Origin of the sequence: Ketobacter sp. GenoA1, from assembly GCF_003671475.1 — a bacterium.
Classification (GTDB): domain Bacteria; phylum Pseudomonadota; class Gammaproteobacteria; order Pseudomonadales; family Ketobacteraceae; genus Ketobacter.
Window position 1 is genome coordinate 564,546 of sequence record NZ_RCHM01000023.1, and the last position, 23,752, is coordinate 588,297.

Sequence of the window (23,752 nt, forward strand, 5' to 3'; positions counted from 1 at the left end):
AACAAGCCCCCCATACATTAGCGATTAAGATGCTGCGATTATTTGCTTTTCTGGATATAGACACTTCACTCAGAGAGTCTATACGAATATCCTCCCCTATATTCAGTCTGAATCTTGGCTCAGCGTTACAGAGGGAGACTCCCCAAATAACGCTCTGTACTGAACAGAAAATCGACCCAGCTCTGTAAACCCACTAGTTAGAGCTATTTGTCTTACTCTTCCTCGATGGTTAGAAGTATTGATAAGGAGTGAGCGTGCCCTCATAAATCGGCGTTTTTGAAAATAGTCCAGTGGGGGTAAACCACACACCTGATTAAATGCTTTATACAGTGTAGTCTTTCCCACCCCGGCAGCAACACAGAGATCAGCCAGACTGATTGGTGCGCCCTCAGCCGCCATAAATCGCTCTTCCGCCAGTCGTACAATGCGTCCGGGTTGATAGATTCGATTCGATACAATCAGTGATTTGGGCAGAGCAACCAGATAGGCATCGGCGAGTAGACTTACCACATCTTCACTGATCATTTTCTGTGAACGCTGTTTGCGTTCATCGCAAGTCTCTTTGATGATCGCACTTAGTCGGGATCGTACTCGCCATCCCGCCGATTCACTAAGCCGCAGTTCACGAACACTTAAACTTATATCGTCTCCGTCAACTCCCCGCAATGCTGCAACTGTATTGACAAAAGCTGACCGAGGCATCGTTACACCAATAGTGTCACGACTCCTGGAACGGAAGTGGAAGCTATTGAGGCTACCGGGCATGTAGATTGAAGATCGATTGGCAAGTTCTCCATTTACAAAATAGTCGCCGCTCCATGACAAAGGCAAGGAGAAACTGACGTAATCAGGATTAAAAACGTTTATACCAACGGCCTCGACATTTATACCAAGTCGAAGCAATCCAATTTTACCAACGGTTGCCATATGAGTATCAACTATATGATGGCCTCGCCCTGTCTGAACGAAAAATGACTCTTTCACCGGTAGATTAACTTTTTTTGGCGCGTAATCCGGGCAGTTCATTTCGTGAATTGCGTTGATACCATTGACATTCTCTGGCTTTTTTCTGACCACTTTTCCATCTCCGATACCTGCAGTGCTTGTTGTTGATCATCCTGGCGGAAGATCTGCATATATACTTAAGGCGTAGTTATTGTAGTATTTGTTTCCGTAAGTCAATAGTCATTCGACGCCACTAATTCTTAATAATACTGCCAACTTAGTTGGGTAATAATCACGCAAGTTACAACGGGTATAGGAACCGAAGTGAATAAACTGTCCCGCCTCTCAAATTGTCAAACCAGTGTGCTCTTGGTCAGTATATTTTTTATCATGACAGCTGAAGCTGCAGATTCAGCCTACTTGGATGAGTTTGAACGTAGAATAAATGAAGAGCGTCACCGACTTGACGCAATGGAAGAGCAGCTTGATCGTCTTAGATCTGCAGGAGAAGTTGAAAAGGAAGCGCCCTCAGTTGAACCAATAAACTCCAGACAGCTTATGGCAGCAGAGGGACGAAGTGATCCTTATCTAGATGAAAACTTTAGTAAATCTATTCCTCTCGTGGGGTCCCCTTGGCGATTCTCCTTTGGTGGGTACGCAAAAACGGATCTGATCCACGATTTCTCCGGCAGTGGTAATAGGCGGCAGTTTGTGTTGGGCCAGATCCCGGTGGACGACGACCCATCAGAGGGTAGTTTCAGTCACATGCAAGTCAGCGAAACCCGATTTCACTTTGAAACACGTAATATGGAATCTCCCCATGAAAACAGCTTCTTTTTAGAACTTGACTTTTTTGATGAAAACAATCCGTCAAGCCCCAGATTACGTCATGCTTATGTTCGTTATGGAAAACTGTTGGCCGGTCAAACCTGGACCCTATTATCTGAGCTGCGTCAGCTGCCGCTGATGCTTGATTTCGCGGCAGGAGATTCCATTTTAGGTGGTCGCACAGAGCAACTTAGGTGGACTGAACATTCGCAAGATAAAACATTTGGCTGGGCATTTGCGCTTGAGAATTTTAATGACAGTGCCATCTATAATCCAACTAACCTAAACGGGTCGGCGCGTTCGGATTTTCCTAGATTGACCGCGGGCTTTACCAAACTATGGGATCAAGTGGAATGGAGCAACGGCGCAGCGATAACGCAACTTCGCTTCGACGGGGCAGAGGCGGTAAGTGATTCTACCGAAATAACATTTACTGCTACTACTGCTGGGCGCGTTTATCTTGATAAAAGCGCCGGTCATTGGTTCGGCTTTGGCTTTGGCTATCAGTCTGGATCAATCACCGATGTGATCACCTTTGCCAATGCTGGAATTCCTAACGCAGCCATTAATGCCGAAGGCAATCTGGACGTGGCGAAGGGTTGGAATACTCAGCTTGGATTGCACTGGAACTGGACATCAAAATACTCATCGAACTTCAGTTACGCCTACGCAAAAATGACGGATGTGCCAGAGGCTTTCGAGCAGGATTGGATTAAGATTGGTTCTGCTTTTCATGCCAACCTCCTCTACAAGTATGATAATCAACTTACTGTTGGGGTAGAGGTCATGACCGGAGAACGTGAAAATATCAGCGGTCGTGATGGCGATGCTCAACGAATTCAATTTAGTACGTTTTATTATTTCTAAATCTACGTATTAGTAAACGGCTTTACCCCTACAGGAGAAAACCTTATGAAGAAGAATAGAAAGCTTGGTGGATTGCTTATAGGCTCCGCTGCTGCTCTATCAATCAGCTTGCTTGCCTGTGCAGCGGACACAAATGAATTCACATCCATGCAGATGACGGGTGTGGAGCTGGCGCCGGTTAAAGTCGACATCGACGGCGCGGCCAAGCGGCTGGCCAAGGCGGTAACTTTCCGCACCATATCGAATCAGGACCGTGACGATTTCGATACTAAGGCATTCACCGACTATCACGCTTACCTGGCGCAATCCTACCCCAATGTGACCAAAACACTGAAGCGGGAGGTCCTGGGGGACCCCCGGCCATACAGCCTCCTGTACACCTGGCAAGGGGCCGATCCGAAAGCGGAACCTGTGCTGTTCTATGCGCATATCGATGCAGTCCCGGTGCCAGAAGATTCCCGTGATCAGTGGGTTCAGGATCCTTTCGCTGGAGTGATTGCCGATGGCTATATTTGGGGCCGCGGCGTAGTGGACGATAAGAACCAGATTCACGGCATCCTCGAAGCCGCTGAAATGAAGATCAAGGAAGGCTGGAAGCCCAGGCGGACGATGTATTTCGTGTTTGGCCAGGACGAGGAAGTAGGTGGGCCGGAAGGCGCCCGCTTCATTGCCGAAACGCTGGAGAAACGGGGCATCAAGCGTTTCGCCTTCGTGATGGATGAATCAGCTCCGCTGATACCAGGGATTTTTCCGGGTATTCCCAACAATACCGCGCTGATCGGTATCGCGCAGAAGGGCTATCTCAGTCTTGAACTAGCCATTAACGCCGTTGGCGGCCACTCCTCACAGCCGCCCGAGGAATCGAATATCGGCATCCTCGCGGAAGCCATTACCAAGCTGGAGGCTGCGCAATTCCCCTATAGGATTCATCCGGCCGTTCGTTCGCAATATCGCTATATGGGTCCCGAACTACCGGAAGAACAACAGCCGATGTACAAGGCAGTCGCCTTCGGCAAAGACAGTGAAATGACCGACCTCGAGAAGCAGTTCATCAAAGTGATGTCCGGCAACCAGGTCACACGGGCCATGCTACATACCACCATCGCCGTCACTATGTTCAACGCTGGCACCAAGGACAACGTGCTGCCGCCTTCCGCGACGGCCGTGGTCAATTTCCGGCCCATGCCGGGTGACACACCCGAAGTGATCATCAAGCACGTGAAGGATGCCATTGCTGATGATCGCATCACAGTGAAGGACATTTCTGCTTCCACCCCTGCGACAGCCATCGCAGATCCCGATACCGATGCTTACCGGGCGCTCGAAAAGACGATCCGCCAGACCTGGGGCAATGATCTCATTGTTGCGCCCTTCTTCGTGATCGGTGGCTCGGATTCCAAACATTTTCAGGCCCGGCCCTTTGCTCCGGACACTTTCACCTTTACTGCGCTCCAGCTCGAAAACATCAAGGAATTCGAAGGTTTCCACGGGGTGAACGAACGCCTCCTGGTGGATGAGTATGCAAAAACCATCGGCTTCTTCTACCGGATCTTTGAGAACCTCAATGCGAAGTGAGATACGGGCCCGGCAGCGGTTCAGGAAGCCGAAGGGCCGACTCTGACAATAATATCGTCATGATCATGAAGGGCGGGACGATCTGCAAGAACACGGTCAATTAGGGCTGTGACAGGGATAACTTTACTATGAAAATTATGAAATCTAACTATTTAATCGTTACGGCACTAGCCTGTTCAGTCAGTTTTTCAGGCTTAGCAGATGCACAAGAAGCAAGCCCAAAAACTGCTGAAGAAATTGCCGCTGAATTGGCAAACCCCAATACTGTTTTGGGAACTATGAATTTCAATCTTGACTATATTTCCTTTGATGGAGACCTTCCAAATGCGAATAAACAAAGTAGCTTGCGCCTGACATTTCAACCCAGCTTGCCTTATCCTTTGGACAATGGAATGAACTTCTTTGCACGGCCTGCAATACCCATAATTATTAATCAGGATGTTCCCACTGCTAATGGATATGATGATCCCGGATTCAATCTGGGTGATATCGGGTTCGACGTCGGTGTAGGTAAGACCTTCTCAAACGGTATTGTCGCCATTGGCGGTCTTGTCGGTACCTTGCCCACCGCAACGGATGATGCCTATGGTAAGGATCAGTGGGCTTTAGGTCCCGAGGGGCTCTTGGCAATTGTTAAACCCTGGGGCGCCCTTGGCTTGCTGGTTACACACCAATGGGACGTAGCAGGTGACGATGATGTGGATACTAATGTAACGGCCGGTCAGTATTTTTGGGTTATTAATTTGAAAAAGGGCTGGCAACTCCGATCGGGGCCAACGTTTGCATATGATCACGAAGCGGAGAGTGGGCAGCGCTGGACGCTTCCCATTGGTGTGGGTATAAACAAGACGATGATCATTGGTGAAACTCCGTGGAAGTTTGGTCTTGAATATTGGGATTATATCGAGTCACCAGATGCGTTTGGTCCCGATACGCAGATTCGTCTCGTCATCGCTCCCGTTGTGCCTTTGCCTTGGTAGGCGAAAAAATATGGAGTTCCGGCTGAACTCCAATTTAGAGTGGAACGAGAACAACACGATAAGCGATCAATATATCCGATATTTGTGAATATCGGATATATTGATATAGGGCCAAATCTCTCTATAATTCAGGTATTCGACACACTGAAACCTGGATTATGAACGCTAAGCGCAAGCAACCCATTCCTATCATCGACAACCTTGAGTTCATCGGGAATCCGTTCAAACAGAGCGGATTCACATCATCCTGTTACTTGGACGCTCAGATACCCGGTGCAGATTTGGATCTTGAGTATGCGCTGAAATTTCTCTACAGCTACAACGGTAGTTCCGCGACCTACAACAGCTACCGGCGCGAGATAGAACGCTTATTACAGTGGAGCTGGCGGATCAATGAAAGCTCTGTTCTGATGTTGAAGCGGGAACATATCGAAGAGTTCATCCGGTTTTGCTTTAACCCACCAAAAGCTTGGATTGGTACCAAAAACGTTTCTCGCTTCAAAGCTAAAGACGGCTTGCGTATTAGTAATCCCGACTGGCGGCCCTTTGTGGTTGCCGTTTCAAAATCCGACGTTAAGACAGGGAAACTACCAGACACGCATGATTTCTGCCCCTCACAATCATCGATAAAAGCCACTTTCACGGCGGTTTCATCCTTTTATGAATACTTAATGCAAGAAGGCCTGGTAGAGGCCAACCCGGTCGCGCTCATTAAGCAAAAGTCCAAATTCATAGGAAAGGATCAAACCAAACCGGTGGTTCGGCGAATCAGTAATCTACAGTGGGACTACGTGTTAGAAATTTCAGAATCTTTGGCAGACGACGATCCTGATCAACATGAGCGTACACTGTTTGTTATGAACTGTCTGTTTGCTATGTATCTGAGGATATCCGAGCTGGTTGCAGATGAACGCTCAAGCCCGGTAATGGGTGATTTCAGAAAAGATCATGACGGCAACTGGTGGCTTCACGTAACGGGTAAGGGGAATAAGGCCCGGACGATCACGGTATGCGATGCCATGTTGAGCGCACTTAAACGCTACCGAAAATACCTTGGACTTTCTACCTATCCAACGGTTAATGAACAAACTCCATTGGTTGCGAAGCTGAAAGGTAAAGGCCCGGTCACCAGTACACGGCAAATTCGCCGGCTAGTGCAAGATTGTTTCGATGCCGCCTATGAGAAAATGAAAGCGGATGGCCTGGAAGAAGACGCAGCAGATCTACGTTCAGCAACTGTCCATTGGCTTCGCCATACCGGTATTTCTGAAGACGTGAAATTCCGGCCTCGTGAGCACGTCAGGGACGATGCTGGGCACGCCAGTATGGCAACCACAGATCGCTATATTGATTCAGATTTGCGCGAAAGACATGCTTCCGGGCGAGAAAAACGACTGAAAGATATATAATAATATCATGGAGTTAGAGGTCAAAATGTGGCAAAAACCTCCCTATATTGTTGGTGACCCTGTATAGAGTGCCTGAGCAAAAGACTGATCAGCTGTTTTTTTTCAAGGGCCGCGATACCTGGATCAGTTTCAATATGGGCAATGGCAAGGACATCGTTTACCAGTTCATATCCAAAGACAATGAATCTTTCGTTGAATTAAGCGTGTGGGACGTTCGCGCCCTGGGCTATTCGGTGACAATGATCAACAACTGTATGGTGCTATTTGTTCACCAGGAAACGGGCCGTAAAATGCCTGTCACGTGTCGGGAGGAAAAAGAGCGTAAATCTAAGTTGCTGGGAGTGGATTTCGCTGAGATGGGTACTTAGTAAGCGAGCAGCGCGACCGTCTAAGTACCCATCTCAGCATTATCGGATTCGGCATAATATATATTATGTTAAATTGCGTATATCAGAGATTGTCCGTAATTCACAAGACCCAGATTAATCCATTGAAATAATGTAGTGCCCAGAGCATTCGTACTTAAACGACGATACACTACCCTGCAGACTAAGCCCGCCCAAAATAATAATGAATGGAGCAAAAACATGTTGAAACATGGATCGTTTGACTGCGGTTTTGAAATATCAGACGTAGCCACTTGTGATTTTTCTTCGCTGGAAAAGCTTGATAATGAAACGTTGTTCGCCCGTTTGGGAAAAGGTAATCAAGGCAAGCTGGTGCGTTTTATTGAGCGTACTATGGGGGCTCGTCGGCGATACCATTGTGATCCTGATAGCAATGCGCTGGATCTGGCCCGTAGCGCATTGAGCCGATTATTGGAGCGCAACCCGGAATTGGTCGAAGATGCCGAGTTTTTCATTATGGTGGGTATTTCCAACCCCATGCCGATAACCACCACCAGCGCCTTGCTGGCGGGTGAATTTGGTTTCAAGAAGGTCAGTTGCTGGGATATCAAGTCGGGCTGTTCTGCAGGTGTGCTTGCCTTGATTCAGGCGCTACAGTGGATTCAGTCCGGCGCTAAATCAGGGGTGATTGTCTCTTCGGAAACCCTGAGCAAGTTCTCCAATCCCGAGGTGCTGCAGATGAGTGCTGCGATTGGGGATGGTGCCGCCGCGTTAAAGATCTCGGCATCCGATCGTTGGCGAGTGCGGGGTATGGTACATGGAACGGACCCCAGCCTGGTGCGTACCATGATGGTGAAAGGCACCTTCCCTATCAAGCTGGAAACCTATAACCCTTCAGATTACCTGTTTTCATTTGAGCAAAAAGTTGAAGTGATTGAAGCAATCGGGAAATACTGGATTCAATCGTTGCAAGAACTGCTGGAGGTTGCCGACGTAAACCCGGCCAGTGTGACCCACTATATTGCCCATCAGGTGGATGCATCAAAGAACGCCGCTGTTGCAAACCACTGTGACATCAACCCGGATAACGTGGCCAGAAGTTTTGCGGAATACGGGAATATGGGGGCACCCACCGTGTTTGTTAATTATCACGATTGGGTAAACCGCCCCGGGCATCACTACCAAAAAGGCGACAATCTGGTTTTCCATGCTGTGGGTGGCGGTGTTTCCTGGGCGGGGTTGTGCCTGGAGTATTTGGGTTAGATCACCATTTCCTGACCATTTTCTGACGCATTCTCGATATTGAGCAGACCAAATATAGCTTCGGCCACCTGCATTTCACTAACCGCGGTGGCCTCCAGTTCCGGGTGCTTTCTACGAAGTTTCTTGGTGCGGGCGTTAATAACTACACCGGGGTGTAGCAAATGACAGAACACGCCATTGGCTTGGTATTCGCTGACGATCGAATTTTTAAGGCCTACCAGACTGCTTTTGCTTAGATTGTAGAGTGCCTGCCCCGCCAACCCATGCAGCCAACCTTGCGAACCAATCAATATCAGCTTGCCCGCTTGCCTGTTTCTCATCGGTTTAAGCAATTGGGTGAGCATATAAACAGTGTGTGTGATGTTGACGGTAATGGATTGTTCGATTTGCTCGAAGGTCAGATTGTGCAGTTTCTTTGCACCGTATTCGTGAAAATAGTTGATGCCGACATTCATTACTACGCTCGCCGGCCAGGATTCATGGAGCGTCAGCTCTGCAAACAACCGCTCAATATCCTCTTTGCTGGACTGATCGCATTGATAAACATCCACCCGGCTGTTATCCGCCTTGCTCTGCAAAGCCTGCTTTGCCACAGCCAGTTTTTCGGGGCATCTACCCGTAATGATTATATGTTCAGCCCCCTGATTGACGAGCAGTTCCGCACATGCGAATCCAATCCCTGAGCTGGCACCGGTTATCAAAACCGGTTGCGTCAGAACTGTTCCCGGATTCATGCAAACACCTCCCGGCCGCTCCAGCGTAAGAGGTGTGCTCCGCCGGTGAATCCACCACCCACCGCACAAAGTAATACCAGATCACCGGTTTTCAGCAGGCCCTGCTCCCCTGCTTCGCTTAATGCAATCGGTACAGACGCGGCCACGGTATTGCCCTTGCTGGGAAAGTTCACCAGCGTCTTATGGGGGGCAATGTTCAGTTCTGATAACACGGATTCAAGTAAAAACAGATTGGGTTGATGAAACAGAAAGAAATCGATGTCTTCCAGTGTGTAATCGGTTTTGGCGAGCAGATCCTGGCACAGGCTCGGGATTCCAACGCCGGCGTTTTCTGATATGCGTCGACCATTAGGCATGGTCAGGGTTGCTGTTGTCTGGCCGGAAGATACTGCACTACCTACTGAAGGTACAAATACTGCATCATGGCCACTGCCATCGGCGTACAGATGGCTGGCAATAAAACCTGGCTGGTGTTGATTGAGTTGATTGAGTTGATTGAGCTGATCGGACTGGTTCTGATGCTGTTGACTGATCACCACGGCGCCGGCTCCATCACCGTATAAAAACGCCGTGCGCTTGTTGCTTTTATCCAATGTTCTTGAGCGCACATCCACGCCAATAACCAGTACGTGCTTATCACCGGTGGCGACACTGCGTATGGCCTGGTCAACCGCATAGATAAACCCGCTACAGGCGGCCCCCACATCGTATGCCGGAAACCCTTTACCACCCAGTTTATGTTGCACCACACAGGCAGTGGATGGCGAAAGATAGTCACCGGTTGAGGTGGCGAGAATCAGTCGGTCGATATCGTTGACGCTGAGATTGGCGCAGCGTAAGGCATGTTCAGCCGCCCTGGTAGCCAGATCTGAAGTGCAGGCATCGTCCGATAGAAAATACCGGGTCTTGCTGCCTACATTCTTGTCCAAAAATGTAGACTTGATGCGTATGGAAAAATCTTCCATTACATCTTCGTTGGTCAACAGTTGAGAACCGGTTTCGTAGCCGTATCCTCGGATTACAATGTTATACGGGGCATTATACATGGTGCCTGTGTTCCCTTAATGCAGCAATCGATTGTACTCAGGTGTTGCCGATAGTTTGTTTAAACGCAAGCGACGGAATCGGGCGCCTGGCTATTCTGTTGAGGTGCTTTCCCGTCATCCAGGTGGCTGTAATCACCTTCCAGAAAGTGCTGAATAGCCGCAGGTAACTCATCTATGGATAGTGCCTTGTTAGCAACACCGGTATCGACAATATCCTGGAAATCAGCTTGTTCCCGTTCTTTGGATGCCTGCCACAACTTGAGCATGCGTTTGGACTTTTCCAGCAGATGGGCAATGATGGATTCGTGCATTACACCCAGGGTGGTGCGTTCAAGAATAACGTAGTTGGCCATTGAGCCATAAATTCGGGGTATTGCCAGTGTGTTTGCTCCACCAAAACCACGCCCGATCCACACGCCCATTTTAGGATATGGGTATTCGATGATGGCTCGGTTGGCCTCGATCATCTGTTGAATCACGTCCTGATTGCTGTTATCCACTCTCGGATCCACGCCGGGAGTGTCCAGGAATGAAACAATGGGAATGCGCAAGGCTTCAAATAAACGCAGGGCATCCTGATATAATTTAAGTGTGCGCACCGTGATCATGTTATTGGAATTCTCTGGCGGATTCATCAGTAATCCAAACAGTTTGCCCTTGGTTTCGATCAGATAAACGCGCATTCTTGAATCAAACCCACTGAACACCTCAAGATACCGGTCAGCGATGGGATACAGGAGTTGAATGCAGGCCCGCTCTACCTTTTGTTGTTGGCGCGGCATGAAATCCAGGTATTTTGATACCCCGGGCTCGGATACCATGGGTAAGAGGCCGGTGGAACTTGAGACAGTGCCCAACAGGGTACAGGCCCGGTTTAACGCAGTTTTCAGATCTTCTGTCCTCTCGTGTATGAGGGTTGTTTTAAGGTACTGCTGGTCTACTGATGCGAATGAAAGAAAATCCACTTTGCTGCCAAAGAACAGCCGAAACACATCCGGCCCGGTCAGGTTGAGGGTGGAATCCTGACGCACCCCGATGCGATAGTGTGCCAAGCCAAACAGGACTGCGGAAAGGCCCAGGCACTGACCGTGACAAACCGAGATGACAAGATTGTTACGGGTATAGTTGTCCAGTGCGGGGATCAGATTGAAAACGTCATTGAAGACTGTACGGCCCTCGATAAAACGGTAACCAAGGGAATTCATCACCGTTATGAGTGGCAGGCCTTCTTCATTGCAGGCTTCAAGAAATGAGGCAATTCTGCGGGCAATATCCCGCCCAAAACTGCCACCATTAACACGAAAATCACTCCAGATGACAGCGAAATCCTGATCAAGCCCCTGGGTTCGAAATAGCCATGTGCCGTCTGAACTGGCACGGCGGATATTGTCGTGATCCGCCACAGGCAACCATGCCTGTACTTTATTAATGCCAAGATCTGAAAGTGGCCGGAAAAAGGAAAATTTGGTTAATTCAAATTCAACCCAGTCAACGTTCATCGGTTAAATCCCTGCTTGTTGTTTTAATGTGGGTTAGTGTTATGTTAAACAAGTTCACCTTCTTCAAGGTCTTGCATTGAATCTTCCTGATCGGCGCTATTTATCAGAAACTGAATCAACTGACCAAGTTTCTCAATACTGGCAAGTTCAAACACCGTTCTCAGCGGAAGTTCGATTTCAAATGTTTTCTTGATCGCGTTGTGAATCTGTACCGCCAGTAGGGAATCGCCGCCCTGCTCCATAAAGGAACGTGTTCTGCAGGGCTGGTCAATTTTCAGTAAGTTGCTCCAGATCAAGGCCAGTTTCGCTTCCACGGGCCCTATGGGTGGCTGGGTGCGAATGAGCTCATCACCGGCGAATGGTGCCGGGAGTGCCGCCGTGTCCACTTTGCCGTTTGCGGTTAACGGTAAGGCTTCAAGCAGGATGTAATCTGCAGGCAGCATGTAGGTTGGTAAGTGGTCTGCCAACCAGGCGTGGATCTCACCCTTTTTAAAATCAACCCCGGGTTTTGACACAATGTAGGCGATGAGAAACTTGCTTGTTTCCACATCCCAGACATGCAGTTTGGCATCGGCAATGGCGGCATGCAGTCGCATTTGAGCTTCGATTTCGCCCAGCTCAATGCGATAGCCCCTGATTTTAACTTGTGTGTCGTTTCGGCCGTGATAATACAGTAGTCCGTTGTGATCCCAGCGCCCCAGATCCCCGCTTTTGTACAGGCGTTTCATTGGCGTTTGATCGCTGTTTTCAAGGGCCAGGTCAATAAAACGGGTTTGGTTTAACTGCGGCCGTTTCCAGTAGCCCCGGGTTACCTGCCCTCCCCCAACGTAGATTTCACCCACCACGCCTGGTGGTAACAGCCTGTGCTGTTCATCGAGTATGTAGACCTCGGAATTGGGCAGCGGCCGGCCGATAGAAGGTGCGTTCTCTGTTTGATGCGTGACATCATGATAGGTGCCCACTACGGTGATTTCAGTGATGCCGTACATGTTGATTAATTGTGTATTGCTGGTGGGGTTGACCCTGTGCCAGTTGGCAAGGGCCGATGAATCCAGTGCCTCACCGCTGAGTATAATCTGGCGCAAACAGTGGTGTTTTGCGGCCTCAGGTGCTGAGCTTTGCGCTTCAACCAGTGCCTTGAACGCGCCCGGTGTCTGATTGAGTATGTTGACACCTTCATTCTGAATCAGTTGCAGGAATTCTTCACTGTTTCTGGTGGTTTGCTCGGGTACAACAATGAGTTTGGCACCACTGGTGAGTGCTCCCCATATCTCCCATACGGCAAAATCAAAGGAGACCGAGTGGAACAGTGTCCAGGTATCCTCTGCATCATAGTTGAATTGAGCCTGCATGCTGTCGAGTAGGTTGCTCAGTTGCTGGTGCTCTACCGCCACACCCTTTGGTGTGCCCGTTGACCCCGAGGTATAGATCATATAAGCGAGTTGGGAGCCTTGCGGATTACGGTTATGCTCTGGATTTTCATCACCATTACTGAACATGGTATCGGCCACAAGGATTCGGGTAACAGCCGGGTCAATCAAAGTGCGCGCTCTTGCTTCATCATTTGCGGAAGTGATCAGGTGCGTTGGCGTGGCATCCTCAACGATGAATCGCAATCGTGCATCGGGCAGGTGCACGTCCAAGGGCAGGTAGCCCGCCCCGGCCTTAAGGGTGCCAATCAACCCGGCAATCAGATCGATGCCACGGTCAAAGTACACAGCAACACGATCATTCGCCTGAACACCCGCCTTGATCAAGCGGTTCGCTATCTGGTTGGCTCGTGTATTGAGTTGTGCATAGGTTAGGGTGTCGGCGCCTGATTTGATGGCGATTTTATCGGGTAAACAATTCGCGGTGTGTTCGAAACGAATGTGAGCCGGCAGGTGCTTGAGGCGGCTGGTCTGATTACGTGCCATGTGTCTTACAATGTTGTCCCGGAATGCGTCGGGCAAAACACTGATTTGGCCTAACGTGCAGGGGGAATTGTGCTGTAGTTGGCTGGCAATTCGGTCCAGTGCAGTTTGGTAAAAGTCCAGTATTAAAGCAGAATTAACTGAGCTTGCGGTTTGTAATGCCAATGCCAGGCTGGTGTCGGATTCGTTGATACTGAGGGCGATGGGATAGTGAGAACTCTGTTCCAGAGCAAGCGGAGTCACGCCCCTTTTTCCCAGTTGTTGTAAGGTCTCTTCCGCGCCTGTCGATTGCTTGTGGCGATAATTCAGCAGGGTATTGAATAAAGGTAATTCCGCTGCCACGTCACTGCAGCGTTTTATCAGGGCAAGCGGTGCATGTTCATGCAGGGTCAGTTCACTTAGTTGATGATGAAGCCCTGTGAGGGCAGCCGGCAGCAGCGGGTTGTGGCCTGCGCTATTATTGATTCGTACCGGTACGGTGTTGATGAATAAACCAACGACATTGTCCGGTGCCGGCCGCCCCATTGCCCTGCCGGACAATACCGTGCCGAATACCACATCACAGCGCCCGCTGCAGGCACTGAGAACCAGTCCCCATGCCAAATGCGCGATACTGGAGAGTGAAACTTTGGCATTTCTCGCCGCTGCCGCCAACTGGTTAAAGCGCATTGCATCAAGGGTTGCTTCCGTTATCTGAAAGTCCTGCCTGGGCAGATTGTCTCTGTGTTCATCAAACACAAAGGCTGGCGTGTCATAACCCGACAGTAGCCCTCTGAAGTAGTCTTCATGCTCCGCTCGCGATTCTTTCCTCTGCTGAAGTACGTAGTGGCTGTAAGGAACGGGCGCGCTGAGCTGGTCTTGCTCACCACTAAGGATCAGCTTTATCTCGTAGAATATCTGCTCCAGTGCCTGGTGATCCGCAATAATGTGATGGGCTTGGATTCCCAGCAGGTAACCATCTTTGATTTCAGATACGGCAAGTTCTATTAACGGCGGCTTGGCGATGTCGAATTGCTCAATCGCTTTGTTAAAGAAACCTTGAATCTGTTGTTGTGCCTCTGCTTCGGTGCGCCTGTTTCCGGTGCTTGTGTCCAGATAATGGGGTTTTAGATTTACAGCACGCTGCACCACTTGCAGAGGTTGTTCCAGATTGCGCCAGTGAATGCCGGTTCGAAGGGCATCATGCCGCTCGACGATTTTTTCCAGGGCAAGCACAAACGAGTCTAACGCGGCCTGGTGATCGAGCTTGAACATGGAGCGTAGCAGATAGGGATCATCCTGCTGGGCAATCAAGTGGTGGAACAGGATGCCTTCCTGCAAGGGAGACAGGGGGTAAATCGCTTGAATGTTGTCTACCTCTCCACCCTGTAGCGCCACCAGTTCATCCAGCTCAGCCTGGCTGATGGTAAGGTATGGAAGCTCGGATGGGGTAATCTGGCCCCGCCCGGCTTTCAGGTTTACGCACTCAACAGGGTATGGCGTCAGATCCCGCGGCGGTGTTATTGCATCGGCCTGGGCAGTGTTATTACCCACACGTTTGGCAAGATCCGCCAGATCCTTCGCCTGGAATACCGTTCGTATATCGGTGCTTAAGCCCTTTTTCTGTAACGCAGAAACCAGTTTGACCGCCAACAGGGAGTGTCCGCCCAGGCCGAAAAAGTTATCGTGGCGGTTGATGTTTCCGGTACCCAGTAATGCAGACCACAGCGCTGCAATTTGGGATTCGGTTTTGTTCCGGGGGGGATCAGTCAGGGCTCTGGATAACTCTGCCTGGGTTGCATCAGGCAGTGAGGCGGTGTCCAGTTTTCCATGGGGGGTAAGCGGCAGTGCCGCAAGTTGGATCCAGTACGAGGGCTGCATGTAATCCGGTAATTCTGCTTGCAGCCTGAGCCTGGTTTGCTCTATCAACGCCTGCTCTGACATTGTTGCATCCGGTGAGGCAACAATGTAGGCAACCAATTGGCTTTGGCCGCTGCCGTTGTTGATCGCTCTGACTACGGCTGCTTTAATGCACGGCTGACTGGCAATGGCCGTTTCTATTTCGCCCAGTTCAATGCGGTAGCCCCGTACTTTAATCTGCGAATCGTTTCTGCCGATGAATTCCACTTCACCGGAATTTGTCCAGCGGGCAAGATCGCCGGTGCGATACAAGCGAGCCGAGGCGCCGTCGGTGGCAAGCCCATAGGGGTTTTCCAGAAATCGCTCGGCATTAATGTCCGGTCGATTCCAATACCCCCTGGCCACCTGGGCACCACCAACATACATCTCACCCACCACGCCGGTCGGCACCGGCTGTTTGTGGGCATCCAGTATATAGATCTGGGTGTTGTCGACGGGTGTGCCGATGGGAATCGATGTTTTGCCGCGATCAGCTTCCACCATCCTGTGACAGGTGGCGAACACAGTGGTTTCAGTGGGGCCGTAGTCGTTGATAAAAACCTGTGGCGGACTGTTGCTTAGTGTTTCCAGCATGGCAACGGGGTCCACAGCTTCTCCCCCCACCAGGCAATAGCGTAACCGACTCAGTACCGGGGCAAGCGAAAGTCGGTATTGGTTAAACAGGGACACCGTAATCATCATGCTGGTGACCTGTTGTCGCAGCAGCTCCTGGGTAAAAAGTTCCGGATTGAGAACCGTATCCGGTGCAATAATGGCGACACTGGCACCGCGACACAATGCACCCCATACTTCCCAGGTGGCGGCGTCAAAGGCGGGGTTGCCACAATGGGCCATGCAATCTTCTGGTGCCAATGGCGCCTGTTGATTGTGGTAAACCAGGTTGGTTATCTGGCGATGCTCTATGATCACCCCTTTGGGTGTGCCGGTTGAGCCTGATGTATACATCATATAGGCCAGGTTATGGGGGGCAACCTGGCCGTTGCTGTTGATCTTATGCTTATTGGGTGAGGTACCTGGATTGATCGTTTCAATGTCGAGCCATGGCAGCTCCAGGGTAACAATATGATCCAGCAGGCTTTGGTGCTGCTCTGATCTGGCCGGATGGGTCAGGATCAATACCGGATCTGCATCCTGTAAGATAAAATCGGCGCGGTTGCGTGGGTAAGCCGGATCGATTGGTACGTACCCTGCCCCGGCCTTGAGTATTGCCAGCATGGCAATAACAGACCATTCACTGCGTTCCATGAGGATGGCAACACGATCCTCAGGTTGCAGGCCGTGTTCAGCCAAGGCCGCCGTTACGCACTCAGCATGATGGTTCAATTCCCCATAGGTCAACTGCTGAGAGCCAATCTTCAGTGCAACGGCGTCTGGTGATTGCAGCACCTGTTGTTCAAACAGATGATGCACGCAAAGATCTGGTATGGTGCGCTGGGTGCTGTTCAGTTGATAGAGTAAATGCGCTTTCTCCTGCTCGCCCAGTAGGTCAATTCGATCCCACGAACAGTCGGAATCTTCACTAAGTGCAGTCAGGATTCTGTCAAAATAACCGGACCAACGTTGGACGGTGTCCAGATCCAGGATCTCATTATTGAATTCCCATTTAATCTCAAGTCCATCCGCGCTGGACGTGCAATCCAAAGCCAGGTCGAATTTGGCTTCCTGGTTATAGGTGTGTGTGGGATGAACCTGTGCCGCCGCCAGTTCCAGGTTCCATGTATCTTTGCTTTGCAGGTTGATCATCACCTGAAACAGGGGATTGTAGTGCCGGTTACGGGGTGGGTTCAGTTTTTCCACCAGTAATTCAAAGGGTACGTCTGCGTGCTCATAGGCCGTCAGGACGGTGTTTCGGCAAGCATCCATAAGGTGGGCGATGCTGGCATCAGGGGTCAGGGTATGCCGTATTACCAGCGAATTCACCATAAAGCCGACGATTGCGGCGCATTCAGTATGATCCCGGTTGGCATAAGCGGCGCCGATGGCAATATCGCAGCCGTTGGATTCGGAGCCATCGAGGTTGCCGGTCAGCCGCCCCATCAGCATTGCCATTGCCAGCTGCAGCTGCATGTACAGAGTAGCGCCATGACGCTGGCCGGAGTTCATTAATTGTTGCAGACGGGCCGACGAAAGCTGTTGTGTCAGGGTCGCTGCAGTAAAGTGTCCTGAATAGGGCCGATCCAGGGGCAAACTGTGGCGTTCGGGCAAATCCTGTAATTGATGCAGCCAGTAGTCCAGATGGTGCGTTTGCTGATGGCCGTTTGCCAGCTCATGTTTTAACGTCCAATCCGTGTATTGCCACTGCACGGGTTGGAGCGGGGATTCACAACCCGTACGGTAAGCTGAGTAAAGCGCCGACAGCTCCTTGGCCAGTATTTCCACCGACCAACCATCGGCGGCGATGTGGTGCAGGGTCAGGGTGAGGACATAATGGTCCTCTTCCACCTGATACAGAGTGGCGCGCAGCATCAGGTCGGAAGTCAGATCAAAAGGTGTGGACTGTTCAGCCTCAATCATGGATTCCAATGTTGTATGCTGATCTGGCTTTGCTATCAAATTGTGACATTCCAGCCTCAGGCCAGGCGCGGGCAAACAATATTGCCGGGGCTCGCCCTCCTCCGTTTTTGTGTATACCGTGCGCAGTATATGATGACGTTCTATCAACGCAGTGAGAGCCTGTTTGAGTGTATCCACGCAAAGGCCTGCAGTGATCTGATAGCGAACACTCATATGATAGGTGGAGGATGTGGGATCCAGTTCCTGCAGCAGCCACATTCGTTTTTGGGCCGAGGTCAATGGTAGGCGGCCCTGCTCATCGAAGGGCAGTGGCTGCTGTAGCCAGTCCGCATCATCAGAACACTGTGTGCCGGTACTGTCCATGTGAGTGGCCAGTTGCCTGATGGTGGAATGCTTGAACAGATCCCTCACCGTGAGTTCTTTGCGAAACTCATCTCGAAGCCTGGAAATCAGGCGGGTGGCGATGATGGATTGCCCTCCCAGGCCGACAAAGTCGGCGTGAATGGAGAGGTTGCTGCGGTTGAGCATTTCCTGCCAGATCGAAATCAATCTGAGTTCGGTGTCGGTGGGTTTCTCGTGGGCGGGGTTTTGTTTCGCCTCGATCGCGGACATATGCGGGTTAGCGGCAGTCCAATCCAGCAGCAGGTTCGGCTCCAGTGAGCCGTTATCCACCCGTTCGCAACAGTTGATGCGCTGCAATTTTCCGTTGTGGGTTCGTGGCAAGCTGCCTACGTTCAGCAGCACTATCCGTTCCACGTTTACCTGGAACCGTTCATAAACCGTGTCGCAAATGATGCTGATGATGTCTTCATAGGCGGCAGGGTCAATCTCCGGTTTAAGCTCCTGAAAAATTGCCAGAGCTTCGCCCTGAGCACTCTCCCAGGCACCGGCAATGGTTGCATAGGGAACAAAATGGGTGCTGGCCCCGTTCACCACCTGCTCGATATCGAGGGGATGCAGCTTTTTACTGCCGACGATGATCAGTTCCTTGCGTCGACCCACTACGTAGAGATTGCCGTCGGCAATCGTGCCTATGTCGCCGCTGCGGACATAAGGGCCGCTTCCATCACTGGCATACTGGCCAAATGTCTGTGCGGTGATCTCAGGCTTGTTCCAATAACCCTGTGCCACGGTGGGGCCGCAAATCCAGATCTCCCCCAGCTCCCGGTCTGCACAGGGCTTACCGGTATCCGGATTCACGATGGCCACATTGGGCCTGGCGGTGCCGACGCTGACCAGCGTTTTGACCTGACCTGAAGTGGATGCTGCGATGAGGCCGGCTTCAAAGCTGGCTTTATCAACATCGATGCGGGGTACCTCACGATCGTTGTCGGCTCCTGAACAAAACACCGTCGCTTCTGAAAAGCCGTAGGTGGTGAGGAAGGTTTGCGCTGTAAAGCCGGTACGGGAAAAACGCTCGCTAAACTGATCGATCAGGTTGCTCTTCAGTGGTTCAGATCCAATGGCGGCGACGTCCCAATTGGACAAATCGAGCTGATCAAGCAGGCCATCCGGTAAAAAATTGAGACAGGTTTCGTAACCGATGTTGGGAGCACCGCTGTGCGTTGCCCGATAGTGAGACATGGCAATGAACCAGCGCGCGGGATTGACCATGAATTTATCGGTGGGAATTAATACCAGATGGGCACCTACTGACAGGGGCAGCAGGCCAAAACTCAAAAAGCCCATGTTGTGGAACAGTGGCAACCAGGAAACAACGGTTGAATTCTTGTCGATTGCGGCCACTTCCAGCATGAGGTCGATACAGGCGTCCAGATTACTGTGGCTGGCGATGACCCCTTTGGGTGTGCCCGTTGAGCCCGATGTATATTGCAGTAACGCCATGTGCTGGCTCTCGGGCTCGTGAATCTTGCAAACACGTGCTGGATTCAAGGCCGCTTCCAGCGTAAGCCAACGGCCGTTATCCGGATCGATCTCGATGACACCCTGCAGTGCCGGCAGCAGTGCCTCCTGAGTCAACAACAGGGCCGGGCTGCAGTCGGCACTGATTTTGTTAACAAAATCCACCAGCGCAGGTTGCTGGGGAATTTGCACAGGTACCACTACCACACCGGACAGCAGGCAGCCCCATACCGCAGCAAAGTAGTCGGGCCCGGGTGGCAACAGCAACAGCACTCGATCCCCGGCTGATGTGTTCAGGCGAATACTGCTCGCGATTTTGTAGGCGTGTTGTTTTAACTGGCCGTAGGTTCGATTGATCGAATCAACAGGATCACCTTCAGGCAAATAGGTGATAGCAACTTGATCGGGATATTGGTTGCTGATGAGCTCAAGGCGTCGAAGAAGCGATAAACCGCTGGTAGCGAAAGGTGTTGTCACGGCACTGCCTTCCCTGCAATGTTGTTATTATTATGGGCAAACTATATCGGTAATTCTGCGCAGTTCCAACGCTGGTTGCTGCAAAATGTGACGGAAGGTGTTATGAGTCATAATTGTTTTTTGACTCAAACCCTTGGCTTATCCAACGATCAGGTCAGGTGGCGCATCGGTCATTGGGCAAAATGATACGATCGGGTTTGAAATATAGTAAACTCCCGCAAAATATTCTGGTACAGAGGAAAGTATGGCAAGAACTAAATCCACCAGGTCCACCAGAAGCGCCGGGCGACCCACGTCAGAAGACGTGCTTGAAATCGAAAATATGCTGATCGAGGCGGCATTGGAGGAGTTTCTGGAGCACGGTTATGGTAGTGCGTCATTGGACAGAGTTGTAAAACGGGCACGGGTTTCCAAGACAACCCTGTATTCCCGCTATGCTTCAAAAGAAGAATTATTTCGAGCCATTGTGTATCAACAGATTAACCGAATTAATCCTGCCTCGTTGTTACAAGTGGATTCACATTCTTTCAGCCTTGAAGAAGGGTTGAAATCTTATGCCAACACCATGCTGGAATTGAACCTTAAAGGCGAGATGCTGGGGGTCAATCGGTTAATCAATAGTGAATCCGGACGTTTTCCCGAGTTGGGTACCGCGGCTGCCGAGCGTACTCAACTTGGCATTGATCGAATATCACGGTTTATTGCCGATTGCGCGAAAAGTGACGGCATCCCCTGTCGAGCCCCGGATAGTGTCGCCAGAGCCTTTATTCTCATGATCCGTGGCTGGTATACCCATATCCTGCTTACAAATCAGAAAGTTACCAAGACGCAACGGCAACGCTGGGTTGAGGAAGCCGTGCACGTGTTGGTTTCTTCCCGCCGGGACTGGTAGAGCTCATCCCTGCCTGCCTGCAGAAAAGCTGACCTTCGGGTCTAATCCCCCTTGACGCTTAATAGTACGGAGGAGTACTATCGATTTAATAGTACAGTATCGTATCAATAAGCGCAGACAACGGAAATTACGAGAGGTGTAGAACATGCCGTTCGAGGTGTATCCACTTAAGGAGCGTATAGGATCAAGGGTAGAGATTGATTCTAAGTACCTGGGCCACCCAGAGGAGGTAGCTGAAATAAGAGGGTTGCTGTTGGAAAGAGGCGTTTTGGTATTTAAGGAGCAGCATCTTTCAGATGAGCAGCAGTTAGGGTTGGCGCGGTTGCTGGGCACTTTAAGAGAAGAGTTGGGTAAGGGGATCTACAAAATTACGCTGGATAAAAAATCCAACGCGCATGCCGAGTATTTGAAAGGCTCTTTCCTGTGGCACATTGATGGTACTCACGACGATATCCCTCCTTTCGCAACATTACTTACCGGATTGACCCTGTCTGAAACCGGTGGCCAAACAGAATTTGCAAACTCTTACGCGGCTTATGAAGAGCTGCCACAGGAAACCAAGGACCGAATCGACAATCTGCAAGTGGTGCACAGTGTGGAAGTTTCCATGAGCCGCGCCGGGATTGAGCCCACGGCTGAGAATCTTGAATACTGGAAGAGTTTTAAGCCCAAAACACACAATTTGGTGTGGACGCATAAATCCGGTCGAAAGTCGTTGGTGATCGGTTGCCACGCTTCCCATATCGTGGGCATGGATAGATCCAAGAGCGATGCCCTGATCAAGGATTTGTTGGATTGGGCCACACAACCCAAGTTTGTGTATCGTCATGAATGGACTCCTGGCGACCTGATTATCTGGGACAACACCGGCGTCATTCATCGGGTGGAGCCCTACCCTCTGGACTGTGGTCGAATCATGCATCGAAGCACCTTAATGGGCGAAGAGCCTTTTGCCTGAATTCACTGAATAACAGAAACAATGAAGAGGATGGAGCGGATAATGATTCGGAATGTACCGGAAAAGTGGGATCTCGAAGCGGACCTTGTTTCTGTGGGGTCCGGCGGCGGTGGATTGAGTGCAGCCATCACCGCTGTGGATCATGGGATCAGCGCCCTCATACTGGAACGCAGTGATCAGGTGGGCGGTGTCACAGCCTATTCCATGGGAGAGGTGTGGATTCCAGGAAATCATCTGGCGCAGCAGCTTGGGATTGAGGATTCGGAAGAGAGTGGTTATCGATACGTACAGCAATTATCCATGGGCTATGGTGAGGATGTCTCTATTCTGAATCAGGCCATACACGGCCCGGTGGCGTTGAAGTATTTTGAAGATAGTATCGATCTAAAGATGACGGTGATCAGGAACCTGCCGGATTACTACTATCCCTATAACGATGATGGGCTGGCCGAGGGTCGTTATCTGGAAGCAGAGCCGTTTCCCGCCGCCACCCTTGGTGAATGGCAAAGTAAAACCCGCGTGTCACCCCACGTTCCCTACAGCCTAACCCATGAGGATATATTCAGCGGCGGTGGTATGGCCAATATGGCCGGTTGGGATTACAACGTGATGGCCGAGCGGCTGACCAAAGACCTGCGTTGTGCCGGGCCGGGGTTGGCCGCCTATTTCGTTAAAGGTGTGCTGGATCGGGAGATTCCCATTCACATTAACATGAATGTGGAAGAACTGATTGGCGATGGCCAGCGTATCGTGGGGGTAAGAGCCACCCAGGATGGTAAAGATGTATATGTAAAAGCAAATCGTGCCGTGGTCATCGCGGTTAGCAGCTATGAGCGCAATGCCAGTTACGCGAAAACACTGGGCCACCAGTTAAACGTGGAATCCATGGTAATGCCGGCTGTAGACGGTGCGCACTTGCGTTTGGCCGGTCAGGTTGGCGCACGTATCGCCCGGGTGCCTGATGTAACGCTGCTGGGGTTTCATGTGCCGGGAGAAGAACAGGAGAACGGTGTACCGTTGTGGCGGGGTGCACTGCCCTTTCTGGGTTTACCCCATACCATCGTAGTGAACAAGGCGGGTAAGCGTTTTGCCAATGAAGGTTTCTATCGCTCGATCTATTACGCCACCGATGCCATTGATGGTAATACACAGACCCATGCAAATTTTCCCTGTTGGGCTGTATTTGACCACCAGGCCAGAACAAAGTATCCCTTTGGCTCGCTGATGCCGACACAGGACATGCCGCAAGGCCTGGGGGTTACTGCCGGCAGCCTGTCCGAGCTGGCAGATAAGATCGGCGTGGATGCAGCACAACTGGAGCAAACGGTTTCCACTTTCAATGGCTATTGCGAAACTGGGGTTGATCCGGATTTTCATCGAGGTACTCATCCATGGGGCGCACTGATGTGCGGTGATCAGTCACAAAAGCCCAATGGTAACCTGGGTCCGTTGACCCAAGCGCCCTACTATGCGGTTGAGTTACATCGACTCGCCGGTGGTGGTATTTGTGCCGCGGGTGTGATGGCGGATCATCATTGCCGCGCCATTGGCTGGAACGATAAGCCCATAGCAGGCTTATATGTGGCGGGAAACTCCATGGCAAGACTGGATAATGGCGCGTTTATGCAAAGTGGTATTACCAATGCCCGCGGCCTGACCCACGGCTATCTGGCCGGCAGACACGCTGCGGGCAAGCCCAGTGATTTGCTGGAAAAAGAACTGAAACGCAAGGCGCAATGAGGG

The 23,752-nt window shown here is 50.8% G+C and carries 14 protein-coding genes; 9 read left to right on the plus strand and 5 right to left on the minus strand.

Going from position 1 to position 23,752, the window contains the following annotated elements; genetic code table 11:
• Window positions 1-102: 102 nt before the first annotated feature.
• Window positions 103-1,077, minus strand: coding sequence for a helix-turn-helix transcriptional regulator (locus tag D9N13_RS11155; RefSeq protein ID WP_290589512.1), 975 nt, complete (start codon window positions 1,075-1,077; stop codon window positions 103-105).
• Window positions 1,078-1,269: 192 nt separating this feature from the next.
• On the opposite strand from D9N13_RS11155, the gene D9N13_RS11160 reads away from it, so the two are divergent.
• The 6 genes from D9N13_RS11160 to D9N13_RS11185 all read left to right on the plus strand — a co-directional run bounded on the left by D9N13_RS11160 (window position 1,270) and on the right by D9N13_RS11185 (window position 8,214).
• Window positions 1,270-2,640, plus strand: a complete 1,371-nt coding sequence (locus tag D9N13_RS11160) for a DcaP family trimeric outer membrane transporter (RefSeq protein ID WP_290589515.1) — start codon at window positions 1,270-1,272, stop codon at window positions 2,638-2,640.
• Window positions 2,641-2,685: 45 nt separating this feature from the next.
• On the plus strand, window positions 2,686-4,215 hold the full coding sequence (locus tag D9N13_RS11165; RefSeq protein ID WP_290589519.1) for a M20 family peptidase: 1,530 nt from the start codon (window positions 2,686-2,688) through the stop codon (window positions 4,213-4,215).
• A gap of 128 nt (window positions 4,216-4,343) precedes the next feature.
• The gene (locus tag D9N13_RS11170) at window positions 4,344-5,195 is read left to right on the plus strand and encodes a hypothetical protein (RefSeq protein WP_290589522.1); all 852 of its coding nucleotides are present in this window, start codon (window positions 4,344-4,346) and stop codon (window positions 5,193-5,195) included.
• Between the two features lie 158 nt (window positions 5,196-5,353).
• Entirely contained in the window at window positions 5,354-6,604 is a 1,251-nt protein-coding gene (locus D9N13_RS11175) for a tyrosine-type recombinase/integrase (RefSeq protein ID WP_290589524.1), read from the plus strand.
• 68 nt (window positions 6,605-6,672) lie between these two features.
• Window positions 6,673-6,972: a hypothetical protein gene (locus D9N13_RS11180; RefSeq protein ID WP_290589526.1), complete on the plus strand. Its 300-nt coding sequence runs from the start codon at window positions 6,673-6,675 to the stop codon at window positions 6,970-6,972.
• A gap of 219 nt (window positions 6,973-7,191) precedes the next feature.
• Window positions 7,192-8,214 carry a 3-oxoacyl-ACP synthase III family protein gene (locus D9N13_RS11185; RefSeq protein ID WP_290589529.1) on the plus strand — a complete coding sequence of 341 codons (1,023 nt, stop codon included), beginning with the start codon at window positions 7,192-7,194 and terminating at the stop codon, window positions 8,212-8,214.
• Here the strand turns inward: D9N13_RS11185 and D9N13_RS11190 are convergent.
• Genes D9N13_RS11190 through D9N13_RS11205 form a run of 4 tightly spaced genes read right to left on the minus strand, consistent with a single transcriptional unit; the run spans window position 8,211 to window position 20,159 of the window.
• Entirely contained in the window at window positions 8,211-8,948 is a 738-nt protein-coding gene (locus D9N13_RS11190) for an SDR family oxidoreductase (protein WP_290589532.1), read from the minus strand. The genes D9N13_RS11185 and D9N13_RS11190 overlap by 4 nt on opposite strands.
• A complete protein-coding gene (locus tag D9N13_RS11195) occupies window positions 8,945-9,994 on the minus strand; it encodes a 3-oxoacyl-ACP synthase III family protein (protein ID WP_290589535.1) in 1,050 nt (349 codons plus the stop codon). Before D9N13_RS11195 ends, D9N13_RS11190 begins: the two co-directional genes overlap by 4 nt.
• A 59-nt stretch (window positions 9,995-10,053) precedes the next feature.
• A complete protein-coding gene (locus D9N13_RS11200) occupies window positions 10,054-11,493 on the minus strand; it encodes a carboxyl transferase domain-containing protein (protein WP_290589538.1) in 1,440 nt (479 codons plus the stop codon).
• 44 nt (window positions 11,494-11,537) lie between these two features.
• On the minus strand, window positions 11,538-20,159 hold the full coding sequence (locus tag D9N13_RS11205; RefSeq protein WP_290589541.1) for a non-ribosomal peptide synthetase: 8,622 nt from the start codon (window positions 20,157-20,159) through the stop codon (window positions 11,538-11,540).
• A 244-nt stretch (window positions 20,160-20,403) separates the two neighbouring features.
• On the opposite strand from D9N13_RS11205, the gene D9N13_RS11210 reads away from it, so the two are divergent.
• The 3 genes from D9N13_RS11210 to D9N13_RS11220 all read left to right on the plus strand — a co-directional run bounded on the left by D9N13_RS11210 (window position 20,404) and on the right by D9N13_RS11220 (window position 23,749).
• Window positions 20,404-21,051, plus strand: coding sequence for a TetR/AcrR family transcriptional regulator (locus D9N13_RS11210; RefSeq protein ID WP_290589544.1), 648 nt, complete (start codon window positions 20,404-20,406; stop codon window positions 21,049-21,051).
• A gap of 145 nt (window positions 21,052-21,196) precedes the next feature.
• On the plus strand, window positions 21,197-22,009 hold the full coding sequence (locus tag D9N13_RS11215) for a TauD/TfdA dioxygenase family protein (protein WP_290589547.1): 813 nt from the start codon (window positions 21,197-21,199) through the stop codon (window positions 22,007-22,009).
• A gap of 42 nt (window positions 22,010-22,051) precedes the next feature.
• Window positions 22,052-23,749: an FAD-binding protein gene (locus D9N13_RS11220; protein ID WP_290589550.1), complete on the plus strand. Its 1,698-nt coding sequence runs from the start codon at window positions 22,052-22,054 to the stop codon at window positions 23,747-23,749.
• The last annotated feature ends 3 nt before the right edge of the window (window positions 23,750-23,752 follow it).

Bases quoted from the DNA above. Each gene is read 5' to 3' on its own strand.
- D9N13_RS11165 (WP_290589519.1), top strand. From the start codon at position 2,686: ATGAAGAAGAATAGAAAGCTTGGTGGATTGCTTATAGGCTCCGCTGCT.
- D9N13_RS11190 (WP_290589532.1), bottom strand. From the start codon at position 8,948: ATGAATCCGGGAACAGTTCTGACGCAACCGGTTTTGATAACCGGTGCC.
- D9N13_RS11170 (WP_290589522.1), top strand. From the start codon at position 4,344: ATGAAAATTATGAAATCTAACTATTTAATCGTTACGGCACTAGCCTGT.
- D9N13_RS11200 (WP_290589538.1), bottom strand. From the start codon at position 11,493: ATGAACGTTGACTGGGTTGAATTTGAATTAACCAAATTTTCCTTTTTC.
- D9N13_RS11215 (WP_290589547.1), top strand. From the start codon at position 21,197: ATGCCGTTCGAGGTGTATCCACTTAAGGAGCGTATAGGATCAAGGGTA.
- D9N13_RS11220 (WP_290589550.1), top strand. From the start codon at position 22,052: ATGATTCGGAATGTACCGGAAAAGTGGGATCTCGAAGCGGACCTTGTT.
- D9N13_RS11210 (WP_290589544.1), top strand. From the start codon at position 20,404: ATGGCAAGAACTAAATCCACCAGGTCCACCAGAAGCGCCGGGCGACCC.
- D9N13_RS11195 (WP_290589535.1), bottom strand. From the start codon at position 9,994: ATGTATAATGCCCCGTATAACATTGTAATCCGAGGATACGGCTACGAA.
- D9N13_RS11175 (WP_290589524.1), top strand. From the start codon at position 5,354: ATGAACGCTAAGCGCAAGCAACCCATTCCTATCATCGACAACCTTGAG.
- D9N13_RS11185 (WP_290589529.1), top strand. From the start codon at position 7,192: ATGTTGAAACATGGATCGTTTGACTGCGGTTTTGAAATATCAGACGTA.